Annotated in this window: 16 protein-coding genes; 9 read left to right on the top strand and 7 right to left on the bottom strand. The window is 70.8% G+C overall.

Going from position 1 to position 23,417, the window contains the following annotated elements; all coding sequences use genetic code 11:
- Positions 1-5: 5 nt before the first annotated feature.
- Genes NFR93_RS09075 through NFR93_RS09060 form a run of 4 tightly spaced genes read right to left on the bottom strand, consistent with a single transcriptional unit; the run spans position 6 to position 7,356 of the window.
- Entirely contained in the window at positions 6-2,843 is a 2,838-nt protein-coding gene (locus NFR93_RS09075; protein WP_502846276.1) for an FAD-binding and (Fe-S)-binding domain-containing protein, read from the bottom strand.
- Positions 2,840-4,114 (bottom strand): four-carbon acid sugar kinase family protein, encoded by a 1,275-nt coding sequence (locus tag NFR93_RS09070; RefSeq protein ID WP_251452255.1) that lies wholly within the window; start codon positions 4,112-4,114, stop codon positions 2,840-2,842. The genes NFR93_RS09075 and NFR93_RS09070 overlap by 4 nt, the downstream gene beginning before the upstream one ends.
- A complete protein-coding gene (locus tag NFR93_RS09065; protein ID WP_251452253.1) occupies positions 4,107-5,363 on the bottom strand; it encodes a RuBisCO large subunit C-terminal-like domain-containing protein in 1,257 nt (418 codons plus the stop codon). Before NFR93_RS09065 ends, NFR93_RS09070 begins: the two co-directional genes overlap by 8 nt.
- 4 nt (positions 5,364-5,367) lie before the next feature.
- Positions 5,368-7,356, bottom strand: coding sequence for a glycoside hydrolase family 127 protein (locus NFR93_RS09060; protein WP_251452251.1), 1,989 nt, complete (start codon positions 7,354-7,356; stop codon positions 5,368-5,370).
- A gap of 122 nt (positions 7,357-7,478) precedes the next feature.
- On the opposite strand from NFR93_RS09060, the gene NFR93_RS09055 reads away from it, so the two are divergent.
- Positions 7,479-8,138 carry an aspartate/glutamate racemase family protein gene (locus NFR93_RS09055; RefSeq protein ID WP_251452249.1) on the top strand — a complete coding sequence of 220 codons (660 nt, stop codon included), beginning with the start codon at positions 7,479-7,481 and terminating at the stop codon, positions 8,136-8,138.
- Between the two features lie 34 nt (positions 8,139-8,172).
- On the opposite strand, the gene NFR93_RS09050 is transcribed toward NFR93_RS09055, so the two are convergent.
- Positions 8,173-10,764, bottom strand: coding sequence for a family 78 glycoside hydrolase catalytic domain (locus NFR93_RS09050; RefSeq protein ID WP_251452247.1), 2,592 nt, complete (start codon positions 10,762-10,764; stop codon positions 8,173-8,175).
- 132 nt (positions 10,765-10,896) lie between these two features.
- On the opposite strand from NFR93_RS09050, the gene NFR93_RS09045 reads away from it, so the two are divergent.
- From NFR93_RS09045 to NFR93_RS09025, 5 genes are all read left to right on the top strand, one after another.
- A complete protein-coding gene (locus NFR93_RS09045) occupies positions 10,897-12,420 on the top strand; it encodes an apiosidase-like domain-containing protein (RefSeq protein ID WP_251452244.1) in 1,524 nt (507 codons plus the stop codon).
- Positions 12,417-15,359, top strand: a complete 2,943-nt coding sequence (locus NFR93_RS09040) for a glycoside hydrolase family 2 TIM barrel-domain containing protein (protein ID WP_251452243.1) — start codon at positions 12,417-12,419, stop codon at positions 15,357-15,359. Before NFR93_RS09045 ends, NFR93_RS09040 begins: the two co-directional genes overlap by 4 nt.
- Positions 15,360-15,455: 96 nt before the next feature.
- Positions 15,456-16,796: an ABC transporter substrate-binding protein gene (locus tag NFR93_RS09035; protein WP_251452241.1), complete on the top strand. Its 1,341-nt coding sequence runs from the start codon at positions 15,456-15,458 to the stop codon at positions 16,794-16,796.
- A gap of 62 nt (positions 16,797-16,858) precedes the next feature.
- Positions 16,859-17,740: a carbohydrate ABC transporter permease gene (locus NFR93_RS09030; protein WP_251452233.1), complete on the top strand. Its 882-nt coding sequence runs from the start codon at positions 16,859-16,861 to the stop codon at positions 17,738-17,740.
- Positions 17,741-17,742: 2 nt separating this feature from the next.
- A complete protein-coding gene (locus tag NFR93_RS09025; RefSeq protein WP_251452231.1) occupies positions 17,743-18,657 on the top strand; it encodes a carbohydrate ABC transporter permease in 915 nt (304 codons plus the stop codon).
- Between the two features lie 31 nt (positions 18,658-18,688).
- Here the strand turns inward: NFR93_RS09025 and NFR93_RS09020 are convergent, their stop codons facing one another.
- Both NFR93_RS09020 and NFR93_RS09015 read right to left on the bottom strand, forming a co-directional pair.
- Positions 18,689-19,930, bottom strand: coding sequence for an amidohydrolase (locus tag NFR93_RS09020; RefSeq protein WP_251452229.1), 1,242 nt, complete (start codon positions 19,928-19,930; stop codon positions 18,689-18,691).
- Positions 19,931-19,968: 38 nt separating this feature from the next.
- Positions 19,969-20,943, bottom strand: coding sequence for a sugar-binding transcriptional regulator (locus NFR93_RS09015; RefSeq protein WP_251452227.1), 975 nt, complete (start codon positions 20,941-20,943; stop codon positions 19,969-19,971).
- 113 nt (positions 20,944-21,056) lie between these two features.
- Here NFR93_RS09015 and NFR93_RS09010 point away from each other — a divergent pair, with 113 nt between their 5' ends.
- From NFR93_RS09010 to NFR93_RS09000, 3 genes are all read left to right on the top strand, one after another.
- Positions 21,057-21,887, top strand: coding sequence for an NAD-dependent epimerase/dehydratase family protein (locus tag NFR93_RS09010; RefSeq protein ID WP_251452225.1), 831 nt, complete (start codon positions 21,057-21,059; stop codon positions 21,885-21,887).
- A gap of 109 nt (positions 21,888-21,996) precedes the next feature.
- Positions 21,997-22,998 (top strand): LacI family DNA-binding transcriptional regulator, encoded by a 1,002-nt coding sequence (locus NFR93_RS09005; protein ID WP_251453015.1) that lies wholly within the window; start codon positions 21,997-21,999, stop codon positions 22,996-22,998.
- Positions 22,995-23,303, top strand: a complete 309-nt coding sequence (locus tag NFR93_RS09000) for a hypothetical protein (RefSeq protein WP_251452223.1) — start codon at positions 22,995-22,997, stop codon at positions 23,301-23,303. The genes NFR93_RS09005 and NFR93_RS09000 overlap by 4 nt, the downstream gene beginning before the upstream one ends.
- Positions 23,304-23,417: the final 114 nt, after the last annotated feature.

Here is a 23,417-nt window from a genome sequence, read left to right as displayed (position 1 = left end):
CGGCTTCAACCGACGGTGGGGCGCGTCGCCTCTTCGAGCAGCTCGAGCACATGGCGGTAGTCCGCGCCGGTGGCTCGCGTCATCCCGAGCTCGCATGTGCGGTTGCACGACGCGTGCGCCTCGGCGCCGAGGGACCGCACCTCGGCTGCTTCGGCGGCGGTCGCCGAAGCCGTGAGTTCGGGATGCAGCATCCCGCGGTCGCCCGCGAACGCGCAGCAGCCCCACGACTCCGGCACCACGACGTCGACCGCGACCGCTTCGGCCACCCGGCGCAGCGACGGATCGAGCCCCAGCTGGGCGGATGAGCACGTCGGATGCAGGGCCAGGCTCGCCACCAGCGGCGAGACCTCGCCCAGGCGGGGGAGCAGCTCGCGCTCGGCGAACGCGACGGCGTCTTCGACGCGGGCCGTCACCCCCGCATCGGCGAGAAGGTGGATGAAGCCCTCGGTGCAGCTCGAGGCATCCGTGACGAGGGTCAGCTCACCGCCGCGTGTGACCTCGGCCACGGCGGAGGCCACACGCTCGAGCATGATCGCGCGCCCGGCCGCGTGCCCCTTCGACGTCCACGGAGTGCTGCAGCAGAGTGCGTCGATCCCGTCGGGCACGACCAGACGGATGCCGGCGCGCTCGGCCAGCCGGCGGAAGGCCTCGGCGACGCCGACCCCCTCGTCGGCGGGCCCGAACATCGTGTTCACGCAGGCCGGCAGGTACACCGCGACGGGCGGTTGCGATCCGGAGCCGATCTCGGGCCCCAGCCTGGAGCGCGGCGCACCACCCCGCGGCAGATCCTCGGAGTAGCGCGGGACGACCTCGTCGCCGAGGACGGCGCGGCCGACCTCGGTCGCGGCCGTGACGAGTCCGGCCGGCGCGTGGCGCGCCGCGGTGAGCGCCGAGCCCGCGGCGCGGCTCGCAGGCCCCCACCCGCGGGCGGCACCCGCCCACGCGGCATCGGCGAGCGCGCCGGCGCTCTCGCGGCGCAGCCGTTTGACGAGGCTGCCGGTGTTGATCAGCACCGGGCACGCCGTCTGGCACATGCCGTCCACGGCGCAGGTCTGGACTGCGGCGTAGTCGTACTCCCGTTCCAGCTCGCGGACGAGGTCGCGATCGCCGGCGGCTTCGGCGCGGGCGATCGCGCGGCGGGCCACGATGCGCTGCCGCGGGGTGAGGGTGAGATCCTTCGACGGGCAGACCGGCTCGCAGTATCCGCACTCGACGCACCGGTCGACCTCGGCTTCGATCGACACCGCCGGCTTGATCTGCCGCATGTGCGCGTCGGGGTCGTCGTCGATGATGACCCCGGGGTTGAGGATGCCGGCGGGATCGCAGGCCCGCTTGAGCTCGCACATCACGTCGTACAGCTCGTCGCCGTACTGCCGTCGGACGTACGGCGCCATCGCCCGCCCGGTGCCGTGCTCGGCCTTCAGATTGCCGCCGGCTGCGAGGACGAGGTCGACCATGTCCTCGGTGAAGCCCGCGAAACGAGCCAGCTGCCGGTCGCTGTCGAAGCGGTCGGTCAGCATGAAGTGGATGTTGCCGTCCTTGGCGTGACCGAAGATCACGCTGTCGTCGTAGCCGTGACGGGCGAAGAGGTGCTGGAGCGCGGCGCACGTGGCGGCGAGTTCAGGGACGGGGACCACCACGTCCTCGAGCAGGGCCGTGGTTCCGCTCGGGCGGGCGCCGGCGACCGAGGCGTACAGGCCCTTCCGGAGCTTCCAGGCGGCAGTGCGCATCGCCGCGTCGGTGACGAGCGGGGCGGGTGCGCGCAGGCGGTGCGAGGCGAGCGCGCGGTCGCCCTCGGCGATGCTCTGCGACAGCTCGTCCTCCTCGAACGCGTGGTACTCGATCAGCAGCGCCGCCTCGTCGCGCACCTCGAAGCCCAGGATCTGCGAAGGCGCTCCGGCCGATCGCTGCCCCACGCGCAGCGAGGTGGCGTCCATGAGCTCGAGCGTGGCCGCGCCGGTCTCGACCAGCCGGGGGAGCGCCCGCGTCGCGGCATCCAGGTCGTCGAAGACCGCCAGTGCCGTGGCGACCCGCGGGCGCACCGGCACGGTTCGGTAGGTCGCCTCCGCCACGAAGGCGAGCGTCCCCTCGCTGCCGATCACCAGATGGGCCAGCAGCTGGGCGGGCGTGGAGTGGTCGAGGAAGGCGTTGACCCCGTAGCCCATCGTGTTCTTCATCGCGAAGGAGCGGCGGATGCTGTCGACCGACGACGGGTTCGACACCACTCGTCGGCGCAGCCGCAGGAGGGCGTCCACCAGGTCGGGCTCGGCGGCGGCCAGCGCGGAGTCGGCGTCGGGCGCGGCGGTGTCGACCACCGTGCCGGAGGGGAGGACGAAGACGAGCGACTCCAGCGTGCGGTAGGTGTTCTCGTCCGTGCCGCATGCCATGCCGCTGGAGTTGTTGTTGACCACTCCGCCGATGGTGCACGCCGCCTCGCTGGCGGGGTCGGGGCCCAGGCGGAACCCGTAGGGCGCCAGGCGCGCGTTCACCTGCCGGACCGTGGCGCCGGGCTGTGCCCGCACGCGGCGCCCGCCGTGGGTCACCTCGATGTCGCGGAAGCCGCGCCGGACGTCGACGAGCAGCCCGTCGCCCGCGGCTTGGCCCGACAGGCTCGTACCGCCCGAACGGAACGTGAGAGGCATGCGCGACTCGGACGCGGCGCGCATGACGCGCCCCACCTCCGCGGCATCGGCGGCAACGATGACCGCCTCGGGCGTGCGCAGGTAGTGCGACGCGTCGGGCGCGTACGCCGCGCGGTCCAGCGCGCCGGTCTTGAGACGAGACGCCTCGGCGACCGCGGCGGCCACACCGGCCGGCACACGGCGTCGAACGGCGATGCTCACGCGGGACCGCCGCCGAGCGCCCGGGTCGCGACGAAGAGGTCGTCGTCGCCCACCTGCCCGCCCTTGAGGAGCATCTCGAGGCCGTCGATCGCGGGGTCCGCCGACTGCGCGGTCAGCAGAACGACGTTCGCCGTCGGGTTCGCCGCGAGCGACAGCGACGAGACGCCGAGGAGGGTCACGACCCGGCTCGAGGTGTCGCCGCCGCAGACGATCACGCGCCGCGTGGCGCGCGCCCTGACGGCCTCGTCGATGACGACCGCCGCGGCGCGGGCGATCGCCGGCAGGGCGTCGGCCCCAGCGTGCGACAGGTCGGCGCCGTCCGATCCGAGAGCCACGCTGCGGCCCGCGGCGAGCGCGTCGACGACCCGGCCCAGGGTGTCGGGCAGGGATGCCGGGTCTGCCGGCAGAGGGCCGGTCAGCCAGCCGGCGTCCGCCGCGACATCCATCTGACGGCGCGTCGTCGCGGACCTGCTACCCGACACCGCGAGCACGGGTCCCCGCGACGGCGTCGACGACGGCACCCCGCCGCCGGGACCGGGCCGCGCCGCAGCGAGCCCGTGCGACAGCCCGCCGGAGCCGAGTGCGAACACCGGTGCCGGGAGCCCCAGGACGGCCTCGCCGATGAGGATGAGGTGGGCGTCGTCGGCGGCGTCCAGGACGACGGCTGCGGCATCCGAGGCCCGAAGGTCGTCGCGCAGCGCAGAGGGGGTGCGGTACGAGGTGAAGGGGATGCCGCCGATCGGGAGTGCGGTCTGCTGCGACAGGTGCCGGGCCAGATCAGATTCCGTCATCGGCGTGGACGGGTGCGTCGACATCGTCGGCTGCCGGTCGAGTCGGTGGACCACCGATCCCTCACGCGCGAAGTGGTGGCCGAAGAGGGTGTACCGGCCGAAGTCCGGCTGGGCGAACAGCAGGGGCACCGTGCCCTCGCCGACGACGTCCCGGCCGATCTCGATCACCCGGCCGAGGCTGCCGATCGCGGGCGACGAGTCGGCGGTCGAGCATGCCTTGTACTGCACCACGTGAGGGCCGAGCCGCAGCAGCGCCTCGAACGCCGGGCGCACCTCGCGGTCGAGGTCGCCGGTCGGGAGCGATCGGGCGATCCCGGCGATTCCCACGACGTCGCACTCCCGAGCTGCAGCGTCGAGCAGTGCGGCGTCGGGAACGCCCACGAAGAGGCGTCCGCGCCAGCCGCGGCGCGCGAACTGCAGCAGCACGTCGACGCTTCCGGTGAAGTCGTCTCCGTAGAACGCGACCTGCGGGCTACACACGGACCGGGCCGAACCTCTCTGCGGCGCGACGCAGCGGCTCGGAGCGCTCGAGCGCGTCGTCGATGGTCTCACCGGCCGCCGCCGACGCCCAGGCATCGCGCATGCTCGCCACGCCCGATCGCGCGCCGTCGGGGTGCCCGTGGATGCCGCCGCCGGCGAGGACGAGCAGGTCGGTGGTGCCCACCTCGGCGTACGTGGCGTGCGCGAGTCCTCCCCACTGCCCCGACGACAGCACCGGCACGGTCGGCGTGAGGCCGAGGAGCGGCTCGCGCACCGCGGCGATGGCGGCGAGGACCTCGGCGTCGGACTCGTAGAACTTGTTCGAGATCCCGTTGGTGTGGAGGTGATCGGCACCGGCCAGGCGCACGAGCTTCTGCCAGGCCCGGAAGTGGATGCCGACCTGCTGCGACCTGCTGACCGCGCCGAACATGGCGCGGTGTCCGTGGATGGGCACCTGCGAGCGTCGGCGGATGTAGTCCAGGCCCGAGAGACCGATCATGTTGATGCACACCATGATGCACGTCCCGCCGGCCGCGACCACGAGATCGTGGTTGGCCTCGAGGCGGTCGATGTCGTCGGTGATGTTGAAGGCGTACATCGGCTTGACGCCGGTGCGGTCGGCGTGGCGCTCGAGCACCGGCATGACGGCGCGGATGCGCTCGGCCAGGGGGGCGTGTGAGCCGTTGCCCTGCAGTTCGTCGTCCTTGATGAAGTCCACCCCCGCCGTCGCGAGCTCGCCCACCAGCTCGGCGAGCTCGGCGGGGGCGAGGCCGATGCTGGGCTTGACGATCGTTCCGATCATCGCGCCGTCCGGGCGTCCCACGAGTCGGCGGGTGCCCGTCACGCCGAACTGCGGTCCGGCGTAACGTCGCGCGAACGCGGGAGGAAGATCGAGGTCCATCAGCTTGATGGCCGACAGCTCCTTGAGCTCGAAGAGGTTCCCGGCGACGGCGGCGAGCAGGTTGGGCACCGACGGACCGAAGTTCTCGAGCGGGAAGCGCAGCCGCAGGACGGCGCGGCGGCGCGCGCCCGGATCGCCGACCGAGCCGGGCAGCGCGCAGGCGCCCGTCAGCGGCACCTCTTCCACGCTCTCGACCTGCGCCGCGAACCGCGCCCGCACCGCGTCGGACTCGCGCTCCACGCGGACGAAGGTGCCGGTGGACTGCTCTCCGGCGAGGACCTCGGCCGCGTGCTCCAGCGGGAGGGAGGTCTCGACGTGGTACGTCGCGACGACGTGCGCGGCGCTCACCGGATCACCACACCACCGGCAGCCACACCGACATCTCGGAGGGGCCCCGGTTGCTCCAGGCGAAGTACGGGATCAGGCGGGCGGGCGCCGTCTGCACGGGCGCGTCGTCGAGGTCGTCATACAGGTGATCGCCGCCTGCGGGGAGGATCGCGAGCTCGGTCTCGAGCACGATCACCCGCTGGCTGGCGATCTCGGCCTCGACCGGACGCAGCGCCGTACCGCGCCGGAATGCGGCCCGCTCCAGAACGACCCCGTCCGGAAGGTCGAGACTCTCGAGGCAGTAGACGACGGGGCCGCGCTGGACGGCCACCTGGTTGGTGATCTCCTCGGCGAGTCGGTGCCCGCGCAGCACGCGCACCGGCATCGGCAGGTCGAGTTCGATGGTGTCGCCGGGAGACCAGGAGCGGTCGAGTCGGACGTACCCGTCGGTCTCGGGGGCATCGAACCGTCGGCCGTTCACGCTGACCGTCGCGTCCTCCGACCAGCCCGGAACCCGCAGGTGCAGCGGCACTGCGCCCGCCGCCTCGGTGACGGTGAAGACGACGCGACCGTCCCACGGGTAGTCCGACCGCTCTTCGAGCCCCAGCATCCGGCCCTCGTCGAAGGCATGCCGGATGCCGGTCCCGCCGTATTGGTGGACGAAGAGCCCCTCCTCGGACGACGAGGCGATCCGCTCGTGCAGCTGGGCGAGCGTGCGCGCGATGTTCGGCGGGCAGCAGAAGCAGCTGAGGTACTCCTGCCGCACGCGCTCGTCCGAGGGCGGCGGCGCGGGCGTGGGGTGCAGCGCGGTGTCACCGGCGCGCCGGAGCGGGAAAGGAAGGTCCCGCACCTGACGGAGCGGGTTGGTGTAGAAGTACGTCGATCCTTCGAGGCCGATGCTCGCCAGCAGGGAGTTGACGGAGATGTTCTCGATGACGTCCGCGTACCGGCCGTCGGCGCCGAGGGCCAGCATGCGCTCGCTCCACAGGATCATGCCGATCTGCGCGCAGGACTCGTTGTGAGCGGTGGTGTTCGGCAGTTGGTAAGGGCGGCCGTAGGCCTGGTGGACGCGGCTGATCTCGCTCTGCCAGGGGTGGCCGTCGGGCGAGGCGCCGTCGTAGAGCGCCCCGCAGCCGCCGGTGATGTAGAGCTTGGTGTCGACGACGTCGCGCCAGAGTCGATCCAGCACGTCGCGCAGCTGCGGATCCCCGGTCTCGGCGACGAGGTCGGCGAGGCCGGCGTAGAGGTAGTTCGCGCGCACCGCGTGGCCGGCGACGGTCGTCTGCTCGCGCACCGGGAGACGGTCCTGATTGTCGTCGCCGCCCTCGTCGAAGTCGTCGCGCACGCGGACGAACGCCTCGGCGAGGCGCAGGTACCGGTCGTCGCCCGTCGCGCGATACAGGTCGATGACCGCCATGTAGTGCGACGGGCAGATCGCGCTGCGGGCGAGCTCTCGGGGCTTGTCGGTCGCGAGCATCTCGAGGAAGCGGGCGGCTCCCTCGGCGACCTCGAGCAGCGTCGTCGAACCGGTGACCCGGTGGTGGCGCACGCCCGCCGTGATGAGGTGCCCGAGGTTGTACGTCTCGAAGTTGAAGCGGTCCGCGAGCGCGACGACCTGCTCGCGGTTGCGGGCGGCGATCGCCGTCGGCGTGTGCACGTAGCCGTCCTCGCGCTGCACCGACGCGATCAGCGCCGCGATGCCCTCGATGCGCGCGGCCAGCTCGGGGTCGGGGGAGGTCTCGAGATCGGTGATCGCCGATTCGAGCCACTTGTAGAAGTCGCCGTCCATGAACGGAGGTCCGAGATGGATGCCGGGCTCCAGCCCCGCTGCGACCCGGAAGTTGGTCAATCCCGGACTCACCGAGGGGTCCTGCAGCATGTTCCACATCGAGGGAACGGTCACCTCGTGGGTGCGACGGGCGATCGCGGCCCAGAAGCCCCCTTCCCACCGGGCGCCGCTCGCCGTGAGCGGGGTGAGGGCGGCGTGTGCGCGGAGCGCGGCGGTGGCCGTCATTGGCTGTCCTTTCCCATCGAGCCCTGAAAGGTTATCCTGGCACTGCAACTTCTCGCAACGTTGAATGAATATGCATCACGGTTCGACTCGTGCCGATGCGCATCGAAGGGGATGATCGAAGAATGTCCGACACACCACGCGTGGCCTTCCTCCACACCGGAGCGGTCGTCATCCCGCTCGTCGCGGAACTCGCGAAGGAGCACCTCCCGGGCGTGACCCCGATCAACTACCTGGACGACCGCATCGTGGCCGACCTCGCTGACGCCGAACGCGCGGATTCGGTGCCCGACCGGGTGGCCGACCTCGTGCAGGCCGCCGCGTCGGCGGGTGCCGACATCGTGATGCTGACCTGCTCGTCGATCTCGCAGTTGGCCGCCCCCACCTCGGAGCGACTGGGGGTTCCGGTCATGCGCATCGACGAGGCCATGGCCGATGAAGCCGTCTCGGCGGGGGAGCGCATCACGGTGCTGGCGACGCTCCCGACGACGCTCGGCCCGACAATCGCGCTCGTGCGCGAGCGGGCCGAGCTCGCCGGTCGGGTCCCGCAGATCTCGAGCGAGGTGATCGACGGCGCGTTCGCGGCCGTTGCCGGAGGCGACCGGCCCGCGCACGACCGCCTTGTCGCCGCGGCGATCGAGCGACGTGCGCCCGACACCGACGTCATCGTTCTCGCGCAGGCCTCCATGGCGTCGGCGGCCGACGCCGCCGACGTCGATGTGCCCGTCCTCACGAGCCTGCGCTCCGGCATCCGCCGCCTGCGCGAGGCGGTCGACGGGCTGTAGCCGGCCCCGAGCGAGCCGGCTGCAGCCCGGGCCGTCACGCGAGCGGCGACACCCTCGTGTGCGTCCCGTGCCCGAGTGTCTCGGCGGGTCGTCCCGGCAGGTCCAGCACGCCCTCGGCGCCGACGGGCACGACGACCTCCACATGGAGGGAGCCGTGTTCGAGCCGCCACGAGATCGCGGCCTCGCCGTAAGGGGTGAGGTGACGCGCTGCGGCGTGGGTGAGGCCGCCGCCGGGTCGCGGTGCGAAGCGGATCCGCCGGTACCCGGGGGCATCCGGTGCGAGCCCCGCCACGACGCGGTGCATCCAGTCGGCCACGGCGCCGAGCGCGTAATGGTTGAACGAGGTCATCGCCCCGGGGTTCACCGTCCCGTCGGGAAGCAGCGAGTCCCAGCGTTCCCACACCGTGGTGGCGCCCTGGTCGACCTGGTAGAGCCACGACGGGCAGCCGCGCTCCTGCAGGAGGTCGTAGGCGGTGTCGATCTCGCCCGCAGCGGTGAGGGCATCCGACACCAGGGGCGTTCCCACGAAGCCCGTGGCGATCCGGTTGCCCGCCTCGCGTACCAGCTCGCCCAGTCTCCGGCCTGCTGCCGGACGGTCGTCGTCCGGCAGCAGGTCGAACATGAGGGCCAGGGCGTACGCGGTGGGGGCGTCGCTGCTCATCCGTCCGTCGGGGCGGAGGTACGCGCCGGCGAAGGCGGTCGTGACCTCGTCGGCGAGGCGGGCGTACCGCTCGTGCGCGTCCGCGTCGCCCAGAAGCTCCGCCATCCACGACACGATCCGCGCCGAGCGCGCGAAGTAGGCCGTCGCGACGAGGTACCGGTCGGTGCGCGCATCGGCGGGGTCGTGGGGCGGTGCCGCGGGGTCCAGCCAGTCGCCGAGCTGGAACCCCTCGTCCCACACGCGGTCATCGCCCGCGAGCTTCTCGACGAGGTCGACCCAGCGCCGGGCGCTGTCGAACTGCGCGCGCACCACCCCGGCGTCCGCGAACCGCACGTACAGCGTCCACGGCAGGATCGTGGCGGCGTCGCCCCACGCGGCACCCGGGCGGATCGGGGTCCACATGCGGTGGGCGGGGATCACCGGCACGTACCAGGGCACGGTGCCGTCGGGCAGCTGGTCGGCTTCGAGATCGCGCAGCCAGCCGGAGAGCATGCCCGAGACGTCGAAGAGGAAGGATGCCGTCGGCCCGAACACCTGGATGTCGCCGGTCCATCCCGCTCGCTCGTCACGCTGCGGGCAGTCGGTGGGCAGGTCGACGAAGTTGCCGCGCATTCCCCACACCACGTTCTCGTGCAGGCGATCGACGTCCGGGTCGGAGCAGGTGAACCAGCCGGTGCGCTCGAGATCGGTGTGGAGGACGCGGGCGACGAGGCCGCCGGCGGCCGCATCGGCGTCGAGATCGCCCGGCCACCCGTCGACCTCGACGTAGCGGAACCCGTGGAAGGTGAACCGGGGTTCCCACTCCTCGCCTTCCGGGCGGCCGGCGAGGGTGTAGTGATCGGTCGATCGGGCCGACCGCAGCGGGCGCGTGTAGAGCTCTCCGTCCTGCAGCACCTCGGCCGTCCGCAGGCGCACCACCGCGCCGGCCGGACCCGACACCCGGATCCTTACGCGGCCGGCGAGGTTCTGACCGAAGTCGAGGATCCGGTTGCCGCCCGGAGAGGTGAGCACCGCGACCGGCGCGAGCTCCTGGGTGCACCGCACCGGCGGCGCGGTGGGGGCGACGAGCGTCGCGGGATCCCGGTGACGCACGGCGACCGGCTCCCACGCCGAGTCGTCGAAGCCGGGCGAGGACCAGCCGTGCTGCTCCAGCCGCGCGTCGTGGTCCTCGCCGTCGTAGATGCCGGAGCGGAGGATCGGGCTGTCGGCGGCACGCCACGAGGCGTCCGTGGCGATCACCTCGCGAGAGCCGTCGGCGTACGTCAGCTCGAGCTGTCCGAGGAAGGAGAGGTCCTCGCCGAACACATTTCGGAAGCCCTCGTACCACCCGATCCGTCCGCGGTACCATCCGTCGGCCAGCCACGCGCCGATCGCGTTGGCCCCTGGATGCAGCAGATCGGTGACGTCGTACGTGTAGTACCGCAACCGTGCGTCGTACGACGTCCACCCGGGCGACAGGGTGTCGTCGCCGGTGCGCCGGCCGTTCACTTCGGCCTCGTAGAGCCCGTGCGCGGTGGCGTAGAGGCGCGCTCGCACGAGGCCCGCCGAGACGGAGAACTCCCGACGGACCAGGGTCGGACGGCGCGTGTCGGAGTCGCGGGGCTCGAGTCGGCGCGCTCCCACCGGGCGCGCTGTCCAGTCCTCAGGGCGCAGCAGCCCCGCTTCGACCTCGACGGCGGGGGACGCCGCCGACCACTGCCCATCCTCGCCGCGGACCTGAACGTGCACGCGGGCCCGATCGCGGGAGCGCAGCGCCTCGCCCGGCCACGGGACGAGGACCTGCTCGGCGGACGCCACCTCGTGCGTCGCCTCGTTGCCCTCGCGCTCGATGACCACCCGGTACGCCCGCTGTCGCCACCCCGCATCGGCCGCCACCACCCGCCACGACAGTCGCGGTGAGGCCTCGCCGATCCCCAGGGCGGTGCGGTGGTGCTCGATGCGCGGGCGGTCGACGCGTGCGTTCATGAATCCTCTTCGATTTCGAAACGTTTCAGTCGGATGGTAGCCCATTCCACGGTGCGTGCGGCAGACTTTTGGTACGTTTCAATGTCGGCGGGGACTCCCGGCGGCCCCACCCTGACGACGAGGAGGTCGCCGATGACCGCAACCGCCGCATCCCATCCCGTCCACACGCCCTTCGAGCTCGCGTTCGAAGGTCCCGACGTGCCGATTCCGGCCGACCGCGTCCCGCTGACGGCGCGGTTCGTCGGACCGGGCGCGCAGGAGCGCACGGTGCTGGGGTTCTGGGACGGCGGCACGCGATACCTCGTGCGCTTCGCCCCCGAGGTGCCGGGGTCCTGGACCTGGCAGACCGCGAGCGACGAGCCGTTGCTGGACGGACGCCAGGGCCGTGTCGACGTCGTCGCCTCCTCGACTCGGGGTCCGGTCCGCGTGGCCGGGAGATTCCACTTCGCTCACGCCGACGGCACGCCGTTCCGGCCGGTCGGCACCACGGTCTACAACTGGATCCACCAGGGCGAGGCGCTGCGCGCGCAGACGATCGACGCTGTGGCCGAGGCGGGGTTCGACAAGCTGCGCTTCATGGTCTTCCCGCAGGCCGGCAACTACGTCGAGCATGATCCCGAGCTCCTCCCCTTCGAGCGCGACGGCGACGGCTGGGACGTCTCGCGCCCGTCCGTCGCGTTCTTCCGTCGGCTCGACGATCTGGTCGCCGCGCTCGGGGATCGGGGCATCCAGGCCGACGTGCTCGTCTTCAACGCGTACGACCGGGGGGTCTTCGGGCTCGACGGGCTGACCGAGGAGCAGGATGCCGCGTACCTGCGCTACCTCGTGGCCCGGCTGGGCGCCTTCCCGCACGTGTGGTGGTCGCTGTGCAACGAGTTCGACCAGCTCACCGACCGTCCGGCGGAGCGGTGGGACCGCATGGGCGAACTGCTCGCACGGGTCGACGCGCACGATCACCTGCGCTCCATCCACAACTGGGTGGAGCTGCACGACCACAACCAGCCGTGGATCACCCACGCTTCCATCCAGAACGGCCATGTCACCACCGAGTTCGGGCGCGCGAACCTCTATCGCGACGTCTACGGCAAACCCGTCGTCCTGGACGAGATCAAGTACGAGGGCGACACCCCCGAGCGGTGGGGAGACCTGGACGCCGCGCAGCTCGTGCACCAGTTCTGGATCGCCACGGTGGCCGGCTGCTATGCCTCGCACGGAGAGAGCTTCGTCACCGAGTCGGGCAGTCTGCACATCGTCGAAGGCGGGCGCCTGCGAGGGCAGTCGCCGGCGCGGCTGGCTTTTCTGCGCCGCATCCTCGAAGGCCTGCGCATCCCCGGTCTCGACCCGATCGACAAATGGGACGACCCCGCCCATGTGGCCGGTGTCGCCCGCGACCAGTACGTGCAGTACCTCGGTCGGCGCGCGCCCGCGCAGTGGTCGTTCCGGCTGCCGCAGGGGGGCGACGGAGAGCGGCTCGAGGTCGGCGACACCTTCGAGGTGAGCGTGATCGACACCTGGAACATGACCGTCGAACCCGTCGGCCGGCCGTTCGTCATCACCGAGGTGAAGCGCAACGACGCGTACGCAGGGGAGTCCGAGCCGGTGTCGCTGCCCGAGGGGGAGGCGCTGGCGCTGCTGATCACCCGAGTGCGCCCGTGACCGGATACTGGCAGACGCATGCACCGGGATCGGGGAGGCGTCGTCCTCGTGCCGACGCGGTCACCGACGCGCGCACGCTGTCGCTCAACGGCACGTGGCGATTCCGACTCGCCGCGACCGGCGAGGGCACCGGGCCGGACTTCGCCCGCGAGGACTTCGACGACAGCGAGTGGGACAGGCTCCGCATCCCCTCGCACTGGGTGCTCGAAGAGGTCACCCCCCTCGCCGGCGGGGCGGCCCGCTCTCTCATCGGCGACCCGGAGGGCCCCCTCTACACGAACACGGCTCTCCCGATCCCCATCGACCCGCCCCGGGTGCCGGCCGAGAACCCGACCGGGGATCACCGGCTGGTCTTCGACGTCCCCGCCGACCTGCGTCGCGCCGTCCTGAGGTTCCAGGGCGTGGACTCGTGCGCGAAGGTGTGGCTCAACGGCGAGGAGCTGGGGTGGTCCACCGGCAGCAGGCTTCCCTTCGAGTTCGATGCGCCGGTGCGACCGGGACGGAACGTGCTCGCCGTCCGGGTGCAGCGGTGGTCGAGCGGGACCTACCTCGAAGACCAGGACATGTGGTGGCTTCCCGGGATCTTCCGCGACGTCGAGCTCATCGAGCGCGCCGACGACGCCATCGACGACCATCACGTCCACGCCGACTACGACCCGCTCACCGGCGAGGGGGCCCTGCGCGTCGACGCGACCGTCGCCGACGGGTCCGCCGCCGTCGTGGAGATCCCCGAGCTCGGCATCCGGATGCCGGCGGGGGAGACCGTGCGGGTGGCGGTCGAGCCGTGGAGCGCCGACCGGCCGAGGCTCTATGCGGGCACGCTGCGCACGGCGGGCGAGGCGGTGCAGCTGGCCGTCGGCTTCCGCCGCGTGGAGATCGCGGACGGGAGGCTGATGGCCAACGGTCGACCGCTGCGCTTCCGGGGCGTGAACCGCCACGAGCACGACGCGGTGCGCGGGCGGGCGCTGGACCGCGACACTATGGTGCGCGACATCGAGATGATGAAGCGCGCGAACGTCGACGCGGTGCGCACGAGTCATTACCCGCCGCATCCGGAGTTCCTGCGGCTGTGCGACGAGTACGGGCTGTGGGTGGTCGAGGAGTGCGACATCGAGACGCACGGCTTCATCTACGCCGGGTGGGAGGGCAACCCGCCCGCTGATCCGGACTGGCTGCCGGCGCTCCTCGATCGCGTCGAGCGCATGGTCGAGCGGGACAAGAACCATCCGAGCGTCGTGGTGTGGTCGATGGCTAACGAGAGCTGGACGGGCGACAACTTCGCCGCTCTGGAGTCCTGGATCCGGGATCGTGACGACACGCGTCCGATCCTTTACGAGCGGGATCCGTCCTACCGTCACTCCGACTTCTTCTCGGTCATGTACCCCGGACTCGACGAGCTCGAGGCCATCGGGCGACGCGAGGATCCGCGTCCCGAGGGCATCACCGACGAGGAGGACGCCCGCCGCCGCTCGCTGCCGTTCCTCCTCGTGGAGTACGCCCACGCCATGGGCAACGGGCCCGGCGGGCTGCAGGAGTACCAGCGCGTCCTCGAATCGCACGACCGCTTCTGCGGCGGTTTCGTGTGGGAGTGGATCGACCACGGCTTCGCCGCGAAGACGCCCGACGGCACCCCGTTCACGCTTCACGGCGGCGCCGTCGACTACCGCCCCAACGGCGGCCGATACTGCCTCGACGGACTGGTGTTCTCGGACCGTACGCCGACGCCCGGACTCGTCGAGCTGGCCAAGGCCTACGAGCCGGTCCGCATCGACGTGGGCGAGGTCGTCACCATCCGGAATCTGCGTCATGCCGTCGACACCTCGGATCTGGAGTGGTCCTGGACTCTCGCGGCCGATGGCGTAGACATCGCCGGTGGGGTGCTGGACGTCCCGCCGGTGCCGGCGGGAACCGACGTCGAGATCGCCGTTCCGACGGTCGCCTTCCCGCCGCGGGGCGAGATCGTCATGACCGTCGAGGCGCGCACGGCCGACTCATCGAGGTGGGCGCCGGCCGGGCACCTGGGCGCCTGGGGGCAGGGATGCCGTCGTCCGGCGCCCCCGCCGTCGTCCCGCGCTCCCCGGTCGACTGCTCGCGCCACGTCGCGCGGGATCCACCTCGGGCCGGCGGTCATCGACCCAGGGACGGGCCGACTCACCCGCCTCGGACGCGCCGAGCTCGACGGGCCCCGGCTCGACGTGCACCGCGCGCCCACCGAGAACGACCGCGGGCAGGGTGGACGCAACGATCTCGCCGCGACGTGGTCCGCCGTCGGGATGGATCGGATGGTGCCGAGAGTGGATGACGTCCGCATCGTCGACGACGGAGTGCGGGTGACGGGTCGCCTCGCCGCGTCCACCTATGCCCATGCCGTCGAGTTCGAGATGGCGTGGAGCTGCGTCGAGGACATCGTGGAACTCGAGGTGACGGCATCCTTCGTCGGGCCCTGGTCGCCCACGCCGTTGCGCGCTCTGGACATCGTGCTCCCGCGACTCGGACTCGTCTTCGAACTGCCCCGCGACTACGCCCGCGCCGACTGGTACGGGCGCGGTCCCGGCGAGACCTACCGCGACTCGTTCGCAGGATCGCGTCTCGGTCGGTGGAGCTCTGCCATCGACGACATGCAGGTGCCCTACCCGGTGCCGCAGGAGAACGGCAATCACGTGCACACCCGGAATCTGGCGCTGTCCGGGCCGGGGGTTCCGACGCTGCGGGTGACGGGGGGCCCGGTCTTCGACTTCGCCGCGCGTCGTTGGACGTCCCTCGACCTGCAGAGGGCGCGTTTCCCCCACGAGCTCCGCGACAGCGGGGCGGTCTGGCTGAACCTCGATCACGGCCAGCTCGGGCTCGGCTCGGCGTCGGTCGGCCCGGGCCTGCCCGCCGCGCACAGACTGCCCCTCGAGCCGACCAGCTGGCGGCTCAAGATTGCGATCGATGAATAATGATTCAGGGTTGACTGTGCAACCACCTCTCCCTACACTCGCAGTGAGACACAGCACGTCGCCGCAACGCCTGCGGCCGTTCGTCAAGGAGGACGTATGAACATCCGTCGCAGACGGCGCACCATGATCGCCGCGGGCATCCTGCTCGTCACCGCCGTACCCCTTTCCGCCTGCGCCGGCGGTACCGATGCCGGTTCCGGATCGGGCTCCGAGTCCGGTGGGAGCATCGGCACGGACGGCGAGGTCTTCGAGGTGCTGAGCGCCAACGAGAACCAGGTCCTCCGTGACCAGCTCGACGCGCTCGCCGCCGACCAGTGCGAGGCCGAGAACGAGGCCCTTCCGCTGGAGCACCGCACGATCGCCCAGGCCGACACCGTCCAGCAGGTCACGCTGCTGGCCAGCCAGGACGCGCTGCCGTCCCACTTCATCGCCGGCACCGCTCAGGTTCGCCCGGACGGCGACCTGGGGGCGGGCGAGCTCGTGCTCGATTACGAGGAGGCCTTCACCGAGGCCGGCGTCTGGGACCAGGTGCTGCCCGCCGCGGCATCCACCGTGAAGAACGTCTACGGCCAGATGGTCTCGATGCCGTACCAGTACAACCTCGAGGGCGTCTGGTACAACAAGGAGATCTTCGCCGAGCTCGGCGTCGAAGAGCCGCAGACCTTCGACGAACTCGTCGATGTCGCAACGGCGGCGGCCGACGCGGGCTATGTCCCGATCGCGCAGGCGGGCGCCGACGGCTGGCCGCTCACGCGCCTCATGGGTCTGCACATCTTCCGCAACGTCGGCCCCGACGCCATGGCCCAGGTGCGCGACGGCGAGGCGAAGCTGACCGACCCCGAGTACGTCGCCGGTGCCCAGGCGCTGCAGGACCTCGCGCTCTCGGGCGCGTTCGGTGACGGGTTCATCTCGCGGAGCGGCGACCAGGCCACCGCCGCGCTGCTCAGCGGCGAGGCCGCCATGCAGTACAACGGCACGTGGGCGCTCGGGGCCATCAACGACCCGGCTCAGAACCAGGTCGGCGCCGAGAACATCGGCTTCATGCCGTTCCCGACCGTCGACGGCGGTGCCGGGTCCATCGACCAGTACCCCGCCAACGCGGGCGCGGCGATGGCCATCAACCCCAAGACCTACGGGGCCGCCACGGCCGACTGGTTCGCGTGCATCGCCGAGAACTACGGTCAGCAGGCGCTGAGCGACGCCGGTGTGCTCTCGGGCTTCCAGGTCAACGGCGACGTCGGCGACATCCCGGCCACGACCGCCGACATCCAGGAGCGCATGGCCTCGATCAGCGAGACCGTGCTGTGGTTCGAGGCGCTGTTCGACTCGCAGACCAACTCGCTGGCCTCGTCCAACGTGTCGCTGCTCACCAACGGCGACATGTCCGCGGAAGAGTACATGTCACAGCTCCAGGCGAGCATCGACGCCAACGGCTGATCGTCCCGGTCCGGCCCCCGCGTCGCGGGGGCCGGACTGTGTCCGCCGCAGAAAGGATCGCCATGTCGCGCGTGTTCGGAGACAGGAAGACCATCCTGATCCTCCTGCTGCCCACCCTCCTCATCTACGTGCTGCTGAAGGTCGTCCCGGTCGTGTGGTCGCTGGGCCTCAGCTTCTTCTCCGGCAACACCCTGCGCGGGTTCGAGTTCGTCGGCTTCGACAACTTCGGGAAGTTCCTCTCCGACCCGGCCGCCCTCAACTCGGTGTGGGTGAGCGTCAGCTTCGCGATCATCGTCACGATCGCCCAGGTGACTCTCGGATACCTGCTCGCGCTGCTGTACGTGTTCGTGCTCCGCAAGGGCAGCGCCTTCGTGCGTACGGCGGTCTTCTTCCCCATGGTCCTGCCGACCGTCGCGGTGGCGCTTCTGTTCAAGAGCCTCGTCGCCGTCGGCGAGAACCAGGGCCCCGTCAACGACATCATCACGTTCTTCGGCGGTGAGAGCACCGAGTTCCTCGCCACCACCATCGGCACCATGACGGTGGCGATCGGCATGACCCTGTGGAGCTCGATGGGCTTCTACGCCGTCCTGCTGTACACCGGGCTCCTCGACATCCCCGACGAGGTCATCGAATCGGCCCGGCTGGACGGCGCGAGCGGACTCAAGCTCGTGCGGCACATCATCGTCCCGCTGTCGCTGCCGATCCTGCTGTCGTCGATCATCTTCAGCCTGAACGCCACCCTCAAGGTCTTCGACAGCCTGCTCGCCCTCAACAACGGCGGCCCCGGAACGACGACGGCGCCGCTGACCCTGTACATGTACCGCACGGCCTTCGAGTACGCCGAGTACGGCTACGGCAGCACGATTGCGCTGGTCCTGACGCTGCTGTGCCTGATGTTCACGCTCCTGGTGTTCCGATCCTCGAGCAAGCGAGTGGAGGACTGACCATGACCGCCACCCAGACCCTCACCCAGGCCCGTCCGCAGTCGCGCAAGGTCGATCCCACGCCCCGCACGTCCGCGGGCCGCACGGCGATGCGCGTTCTGCGCCGCCTGCCGATCTGGCTCGTCGTCGGGCTGCTGCTGTTCGTCGTGCTGTATCCGCAGTTCTGGATGATCATGGGGTCGTTCAAGACCCAGACGGAGTTCTTCGCCAACCCGACGTGGGCTCTGCCCGAGCAGTTCAACCTCGACAACTACATCTACGCGTTCACCCGCGGAAACGTCGGCATCAACTACCGCAACAGCCTGCTGGTCACTCTGCCGTCCGTGTTCCTCATCGTCGTGCTCGGTGTCGCCGCCGGATACGCCCTCGAGATAATGATCTGGAAGGGGCGGCATCCGATGCTGCTCTTCATCATGGGCGGCATCATGGTGCCCGGGCAGATGATCCTCGTGCCGCTGTTCACCGTCTACTTCCGGCTGGGCATCACCGACTCGCTGTGGCCGATGATCCTCACCTACACGGCGATGGGCATTCCGCTGACAACGTTCCTCATGGCGGCGTACTTCCGATCGCTGCCCCGCGAGATCTTCGAGGCGGCCACGATGGACGGATGCAGCCCGCTGCGGTCGTTCTTCGTCATCGCGATGCCGCTCATGAAGAACGCGATGCTCACGATCGCGCTCATCCAGTTCTTCAGCGTCTTCAACGACCTGCTGATCGCCCTGACCTTCACGACCCGCCCGCAGCTCGCCACCATCCAGGTGGGGCTGCTGAGCCTGTCGGACGAGTTCGGGTCGACCCAGTACGGGCCGCTGTTCGCCGCGATCAGCATCAACATCATCGCGCTGCTGATCGTCTTCGTGTTCCTCAACAAGAAGATCATGGCGGGCCTGGCGGCAGGCTCCGTCAAGGGCTGAGGCTCGTCGGTCGCGGCCTTGCTGGATCCGCTCAGCGGATCCAGGAGGTGCGGCCGAACCTCTCCCAGCGGTCCACGATCCGCGGAGCCTCGTCGTCCCCGGCCGCGGGCTCGACGACGGGACGACCGGCGATGAAGGCGTGCTGCACGTCGGAGTCGATCGCGAGAGGATCGCCCGACCACACCACGATGTCGGCGTCGCGACCCACCTCGAGCGCACCCACGCGCGCCTCCAGCCCCAGAATGGATGCCGGGTTGACCGTGAGCGCCTCGAGTGCGGTCTTGGCGGGCAGCCCATCGCGGACGGCGAGGATGGCCTGCAGCCGAAGCTGCTCGATCGGCACCACCGGGTGGTCGGTCGTGATCGCGACCTTCACGCCGGCCGCGGCGATGAGGGCGAGATTGCCGATGCCGCGGTCGCGCAACTCGACCTTGGAGCGGGAGGTGAGCATCGGGCCGAAGATCACCGGGATGTCCTTCTCGGCGAGCACGTCCGCGATCTTGTGGCCCTCGGTGCCGTGGTTGACGACGAGCCGGTAGCCGAACTCCTCGGCGATGCGGATCGCGGTCGCGATGTCGTCGTGCCGGTGGCAGTGCTGGTCCCACGCCAGCCGCCCGTCGAGGACGTCGGCGAGGGTCTCGTGGGTGAGGTCGCGGTCGAACGGCTCGCCCTTGGTCGCGGCGGCTGCTCGCTTCTCGGCGTAGTTGCGCGCGTTCACGAAGGCCTCGCGCAGCACGGCTGCGACGCCCAGTCGCGTCGACGGGGTCTGCTTCTTGTCGCCGTAGACGCGCTTCGGGTTCTCGCCGAGCGCCGACTTGACCGAGACGTCGAGCGAGAGCACCTGCTCGTCGACGGTGCGTCCGCCCCACGTCTTGATCGCGACGGTGCGTCCGCCGATGGGGTTTCCGGATCCGGGCTTGATCACCGCCGTCGTCACGCCGCCGCGAAGCGCGTCGCGGAAGCCGACCTCTTCGATGTCGATGCCGTCGAGCGCACGGAAGCGTGCGCCGTTGGGATCGGTCATCTCGTTGGTGTCGTCACCCGACCAGCCCTCGCCGCCCTCGTGGACGCCCAGATGCCCGTGCGCCTCGATAAAGCCGGGGAGCACCCAGCTGCCCGCGGCGTCGACCACGCGGGCGTCGTCCGGCACCGGCGTCTCCGGTCCGCCGACGGCGGAGATGACGCCGTCGGTGACGACGACCGTTCCGTTCTCGATCGGCTCGCCGCTGACGGGAACGACGCGGCCACCGGTGATCGCCAGGAAATCAGTCATCCCTCCACCCTAGGTCGGGTACGGAAGCCGAGGCCCGGTCACGCGTCGAGGAGGGCCTCCGCGGTCTTCGCGTCGGTGATGAGCGTGTTCACCCATCGTCCCGCGAGCGCACCGCGCACCGGTGCGAGCTTGCGGGAGCCGCCGGCGATGCCGATGCGCCGGGGGATCGCGAGGAAGTCCGCGGTCGGGATGGAGATCGTCCGGTCGTCGATGTCGCCGTCGACGGGTGTGCCGTCGATGCGGAAGACGCGGTGGCAGATGTCGCCCACGGCACCGGCCGCCAGGAGGGCCTCGGTGTCGCGCGTGTCGAAGGCGTTGCCGCTCTCGGCGAGCAGGTCGCTCGGCTCGATGCTCCCGACCCCGACGACGGCGACGGTGAGCTCCCGCCACCGTTGGGTCACCGCGGCGAGCCCCGGCTCGCGCATCAGGCTGTCGCGTGTCGCCCGGTCGCGAACGAGCCCGGGTGCCTGCACGAAGTAGGGGGCGCCGCCCAGCAGGCGGGCGAATTCGCCGGCCAGGCGCTGGGCCTGCGTCTGCACCTCGGGAACGCCCACACCTCCGAGCAGCTGGACGACCTGGCTGACGGCGGGGGTGACGGCCGGACGCATGCGGTCGACGGTCGCCAGCAGGGTCTGGCTCCACGAGGAGATGCCGACGCGGTCGTCGCCGGTGAAGACGCCCTCGAGGTACGCCGCGGCTGCGCCGCCGATCGCGGCGATCGTCTCGGCGTCGTCCGCCGTGTCGTCGACGTCCACGATCACGGCCTCGTCGAGTCCGTGGGCCTTCTCGAGTCGGCCCTCGAGCTCGGTGTGCAGGCCCGGGGCGATGGAGACCGTCGTGCGGACGATGCCCAGGCTCTCGGCGCGCTTGAGCAGGCGCGAGACCTTCGCCTGCGACAGGCCGAGCGTCTGCGCGATCTGGGCCTGCCTGATGCCCTGCTCGTGATACATCACGGCGACTTTGGTCAGCTGGCGCAGCTGGACGTCGATCGGGGGGCCGTATCGTGTGGGCATCCGGGCTCCTTTCCGTGACCCGTGCAAGTCTATTCGCTGGTGAATGATCTGTACATCGCGGCTTCCGCTCGATACGATTGTGACGTTTCAATGGTGCGGCCGAGGGAGTGGCGATGATCATCGGGGTCACGGGAAGCGGCGGCAAGCTCGGACGCGCCACGACGGCGCTGCTCGCAGAGCGAGGACACCGGGTCGTCGGCTTCGACCTCGCCGGCGCGACCGGCGCCGGGTTCACCCGCGTCGACCTCTCGGACTACGGCCAGACGCTGGACGCGCTCCTCGGGGTCACGGCGCGGCACGAGGGACTCGACGCCGTCGTCCACCTCGCCGCCATCCCGGTGAACGGAGTCGTCCCCGACGCGGCCACCTTCCAGAACAACGTGACGGCGTCGTTCAATGTGATGTTCGCCGCGCATCGTGCCGGCATCCGCACGCTCGTGTTCGCCTCGAGCATCACGGCGATGGGGTTCCCCTTCGCGGAGGCTCCCGACGTCCTTCCCGTGGACGAGACCGTCACCCGGGCGCGCAACACGTACGGTCTCGGCAAGGTGGTCGAAGAGGCGATGGCGGCTCAGCTGGCGGAGTGGACCGATGCGGCATCCATCACCGCTCTGCGCTTCACCAACGTCGTCGCCGCCGACGAGTACGCCACCTTCGATCGCGCCGCCGATCCGGACTACCGCCGGGACCTCATCGGGTCGTGGATCGACGCCCGTGACGGAGCCCTCGCGGTCGCCTTGGCGCTGGAGCATGCGCGACCGGGCTTCGAGGTCTACAACGTCGCCGCTCCGGAGTCGGGTTCGCGCATCCCTTCGCGTGATCTCGCCGAGCGGTGGTTCCCCGGCACGCGGGTGGCGGACGACCTGGGTGACTACGAATCGCTCATGTCGACGCGCAAGATCCGCGATCGGCTCGGGTTCGCCGCGCAGCACGACTGGCGCTGAGGGCTCCGGTACGCTCGCAACGGGAGCGGCCTCGCGTCGGCGTGGCCTCGGGACTGCGCGGCCTCGAGACTGCGCGATCGCGGCGCGAAGGAGTCTGCGGGTGACACGAATGGGCATCCGGGATGTCGCCGCCGCAGCCGGCGTCGCGATCGGCACCGTTTCGAACTACCTCAACCACCCCGACCGCGTGTCGCTCGACAAGGCCCGGCGCATCCAGCAGGCCATCGATCAGCTCGGCTTCGTTCCGAGCCACGCCGGCCGGCAGCTGCGCTCCGGTGTCAGCAGCGTCATCGGCTACATCGCCCCGGACGTCAGCAACCCCCACTTCGCCGAGATCGCCGAGAGCGTCGAGCGCCGTGCGAGCGAGCGCGGTGTCTCGGTGTTCCTGGCCAACTCGCACCGCAGTCGTGAGCGCGAGGACGCCTACCTGGCCGTGTTCGAGCAGCACCGGGTGCAGGGCCTGCTGGTGTCGTCGCACGAGCCGATCGAGGAGCGTCTCGCGCAGGTGCGCCGCCGCGGGACCCCGTCGGTGCTCGTCGGTCAGCGCGCCCTGAACAGCGACCAGCCGTCGGTGTCGCTCGACGACGTGTCGGGCGGCCGCCAGGCGATGACCCACCTTCTCGAGATCGGATGCCGTCGCGTGGCGCTCGTCGGGGGCCCGCTCGGCATCCCCCAGGTCGCGGACCGGCTGGCCGGCGCGAGCGATGTCGTGCGCGCGTCGGGCAAGGCCATGCTCGAGGTGATCGACATGCCAGAACGCACGGTGCGCGGTGGACACCAGGTGGGCGCGGCTCTTCTCGCCCGCGCACCGGAGGCGAGACCGCAGGGCATCTTCGCGGCGAACGACCTGCTGGCCCTCGGCATCCTTCAGGCGCTCGTCCTCGGGGGAGTGGATGTGCCCGGCGAGATCGCGATCGTCGGCTACGACGACAACGAGTTCGCCGAGGCGTCGCTCATTCCCCTCACGACCGTCAGCGGGCGCCACGACGGATACGGCTCGGCCGTGGTGGACCTGCTCTTCGACGCGATCGAGGGGGTCCGGATCGACGAGGTCCACCGCGTCTTCGATCCCGAGCTGGTGGTTCGCGCGAGCACGAGGGTCGCAGGATGACCGCGGGTGCCGTGCCGACGCGGCGCATCGAACTGACCCTGCACCGACCGTGGTTCGCGCTCTACGCCGGCGTCCGGCCGACGCTGGTGATCGGCGGGCGCGGCCAGCCGGTGCAGTGGGGGCTCGGCACCTGGCAGGTGCCCGCTGACGAGACGGTGCTGCTCGGGGTCTTCCTCTTCAATCGCGTCTGGCGGTTCGGGCAGGCGGAGACTCGGCTCGAGCCGTCGCAGTCGCCGGCCCTCGAGTATCGGGCGCCCGCGCTGCCGTTCGGCTCGGGCCGCATGCGCGTCAGTGGGAGCAGCTGACTCAGCTTCTCGGGTCGGTCTGTCAGTGCCCCTGTTGCGGGGCGCGTGCGCACGCCGCCCCCGCGTGCGGGAAAACCACGCACGCGGGTGACACGTGCGCACGCGTCACAGGTT

It is taken from the genome of Microbacterium sp. Marseille-Q6648, from assembly GCF_943181415.1.
In the GTDB taxonomy this organism is placed as follows: Bacteria; Actinomycetota; Actinomycetes; order Actinomycetales; family Microbacteriaceae; genus Microbacterium.
The sequence above is the reverse complement of the archived record's forward strand: the minus strand, read 5'-3'. Positions and strand labels throughout refer to the sequence as shown.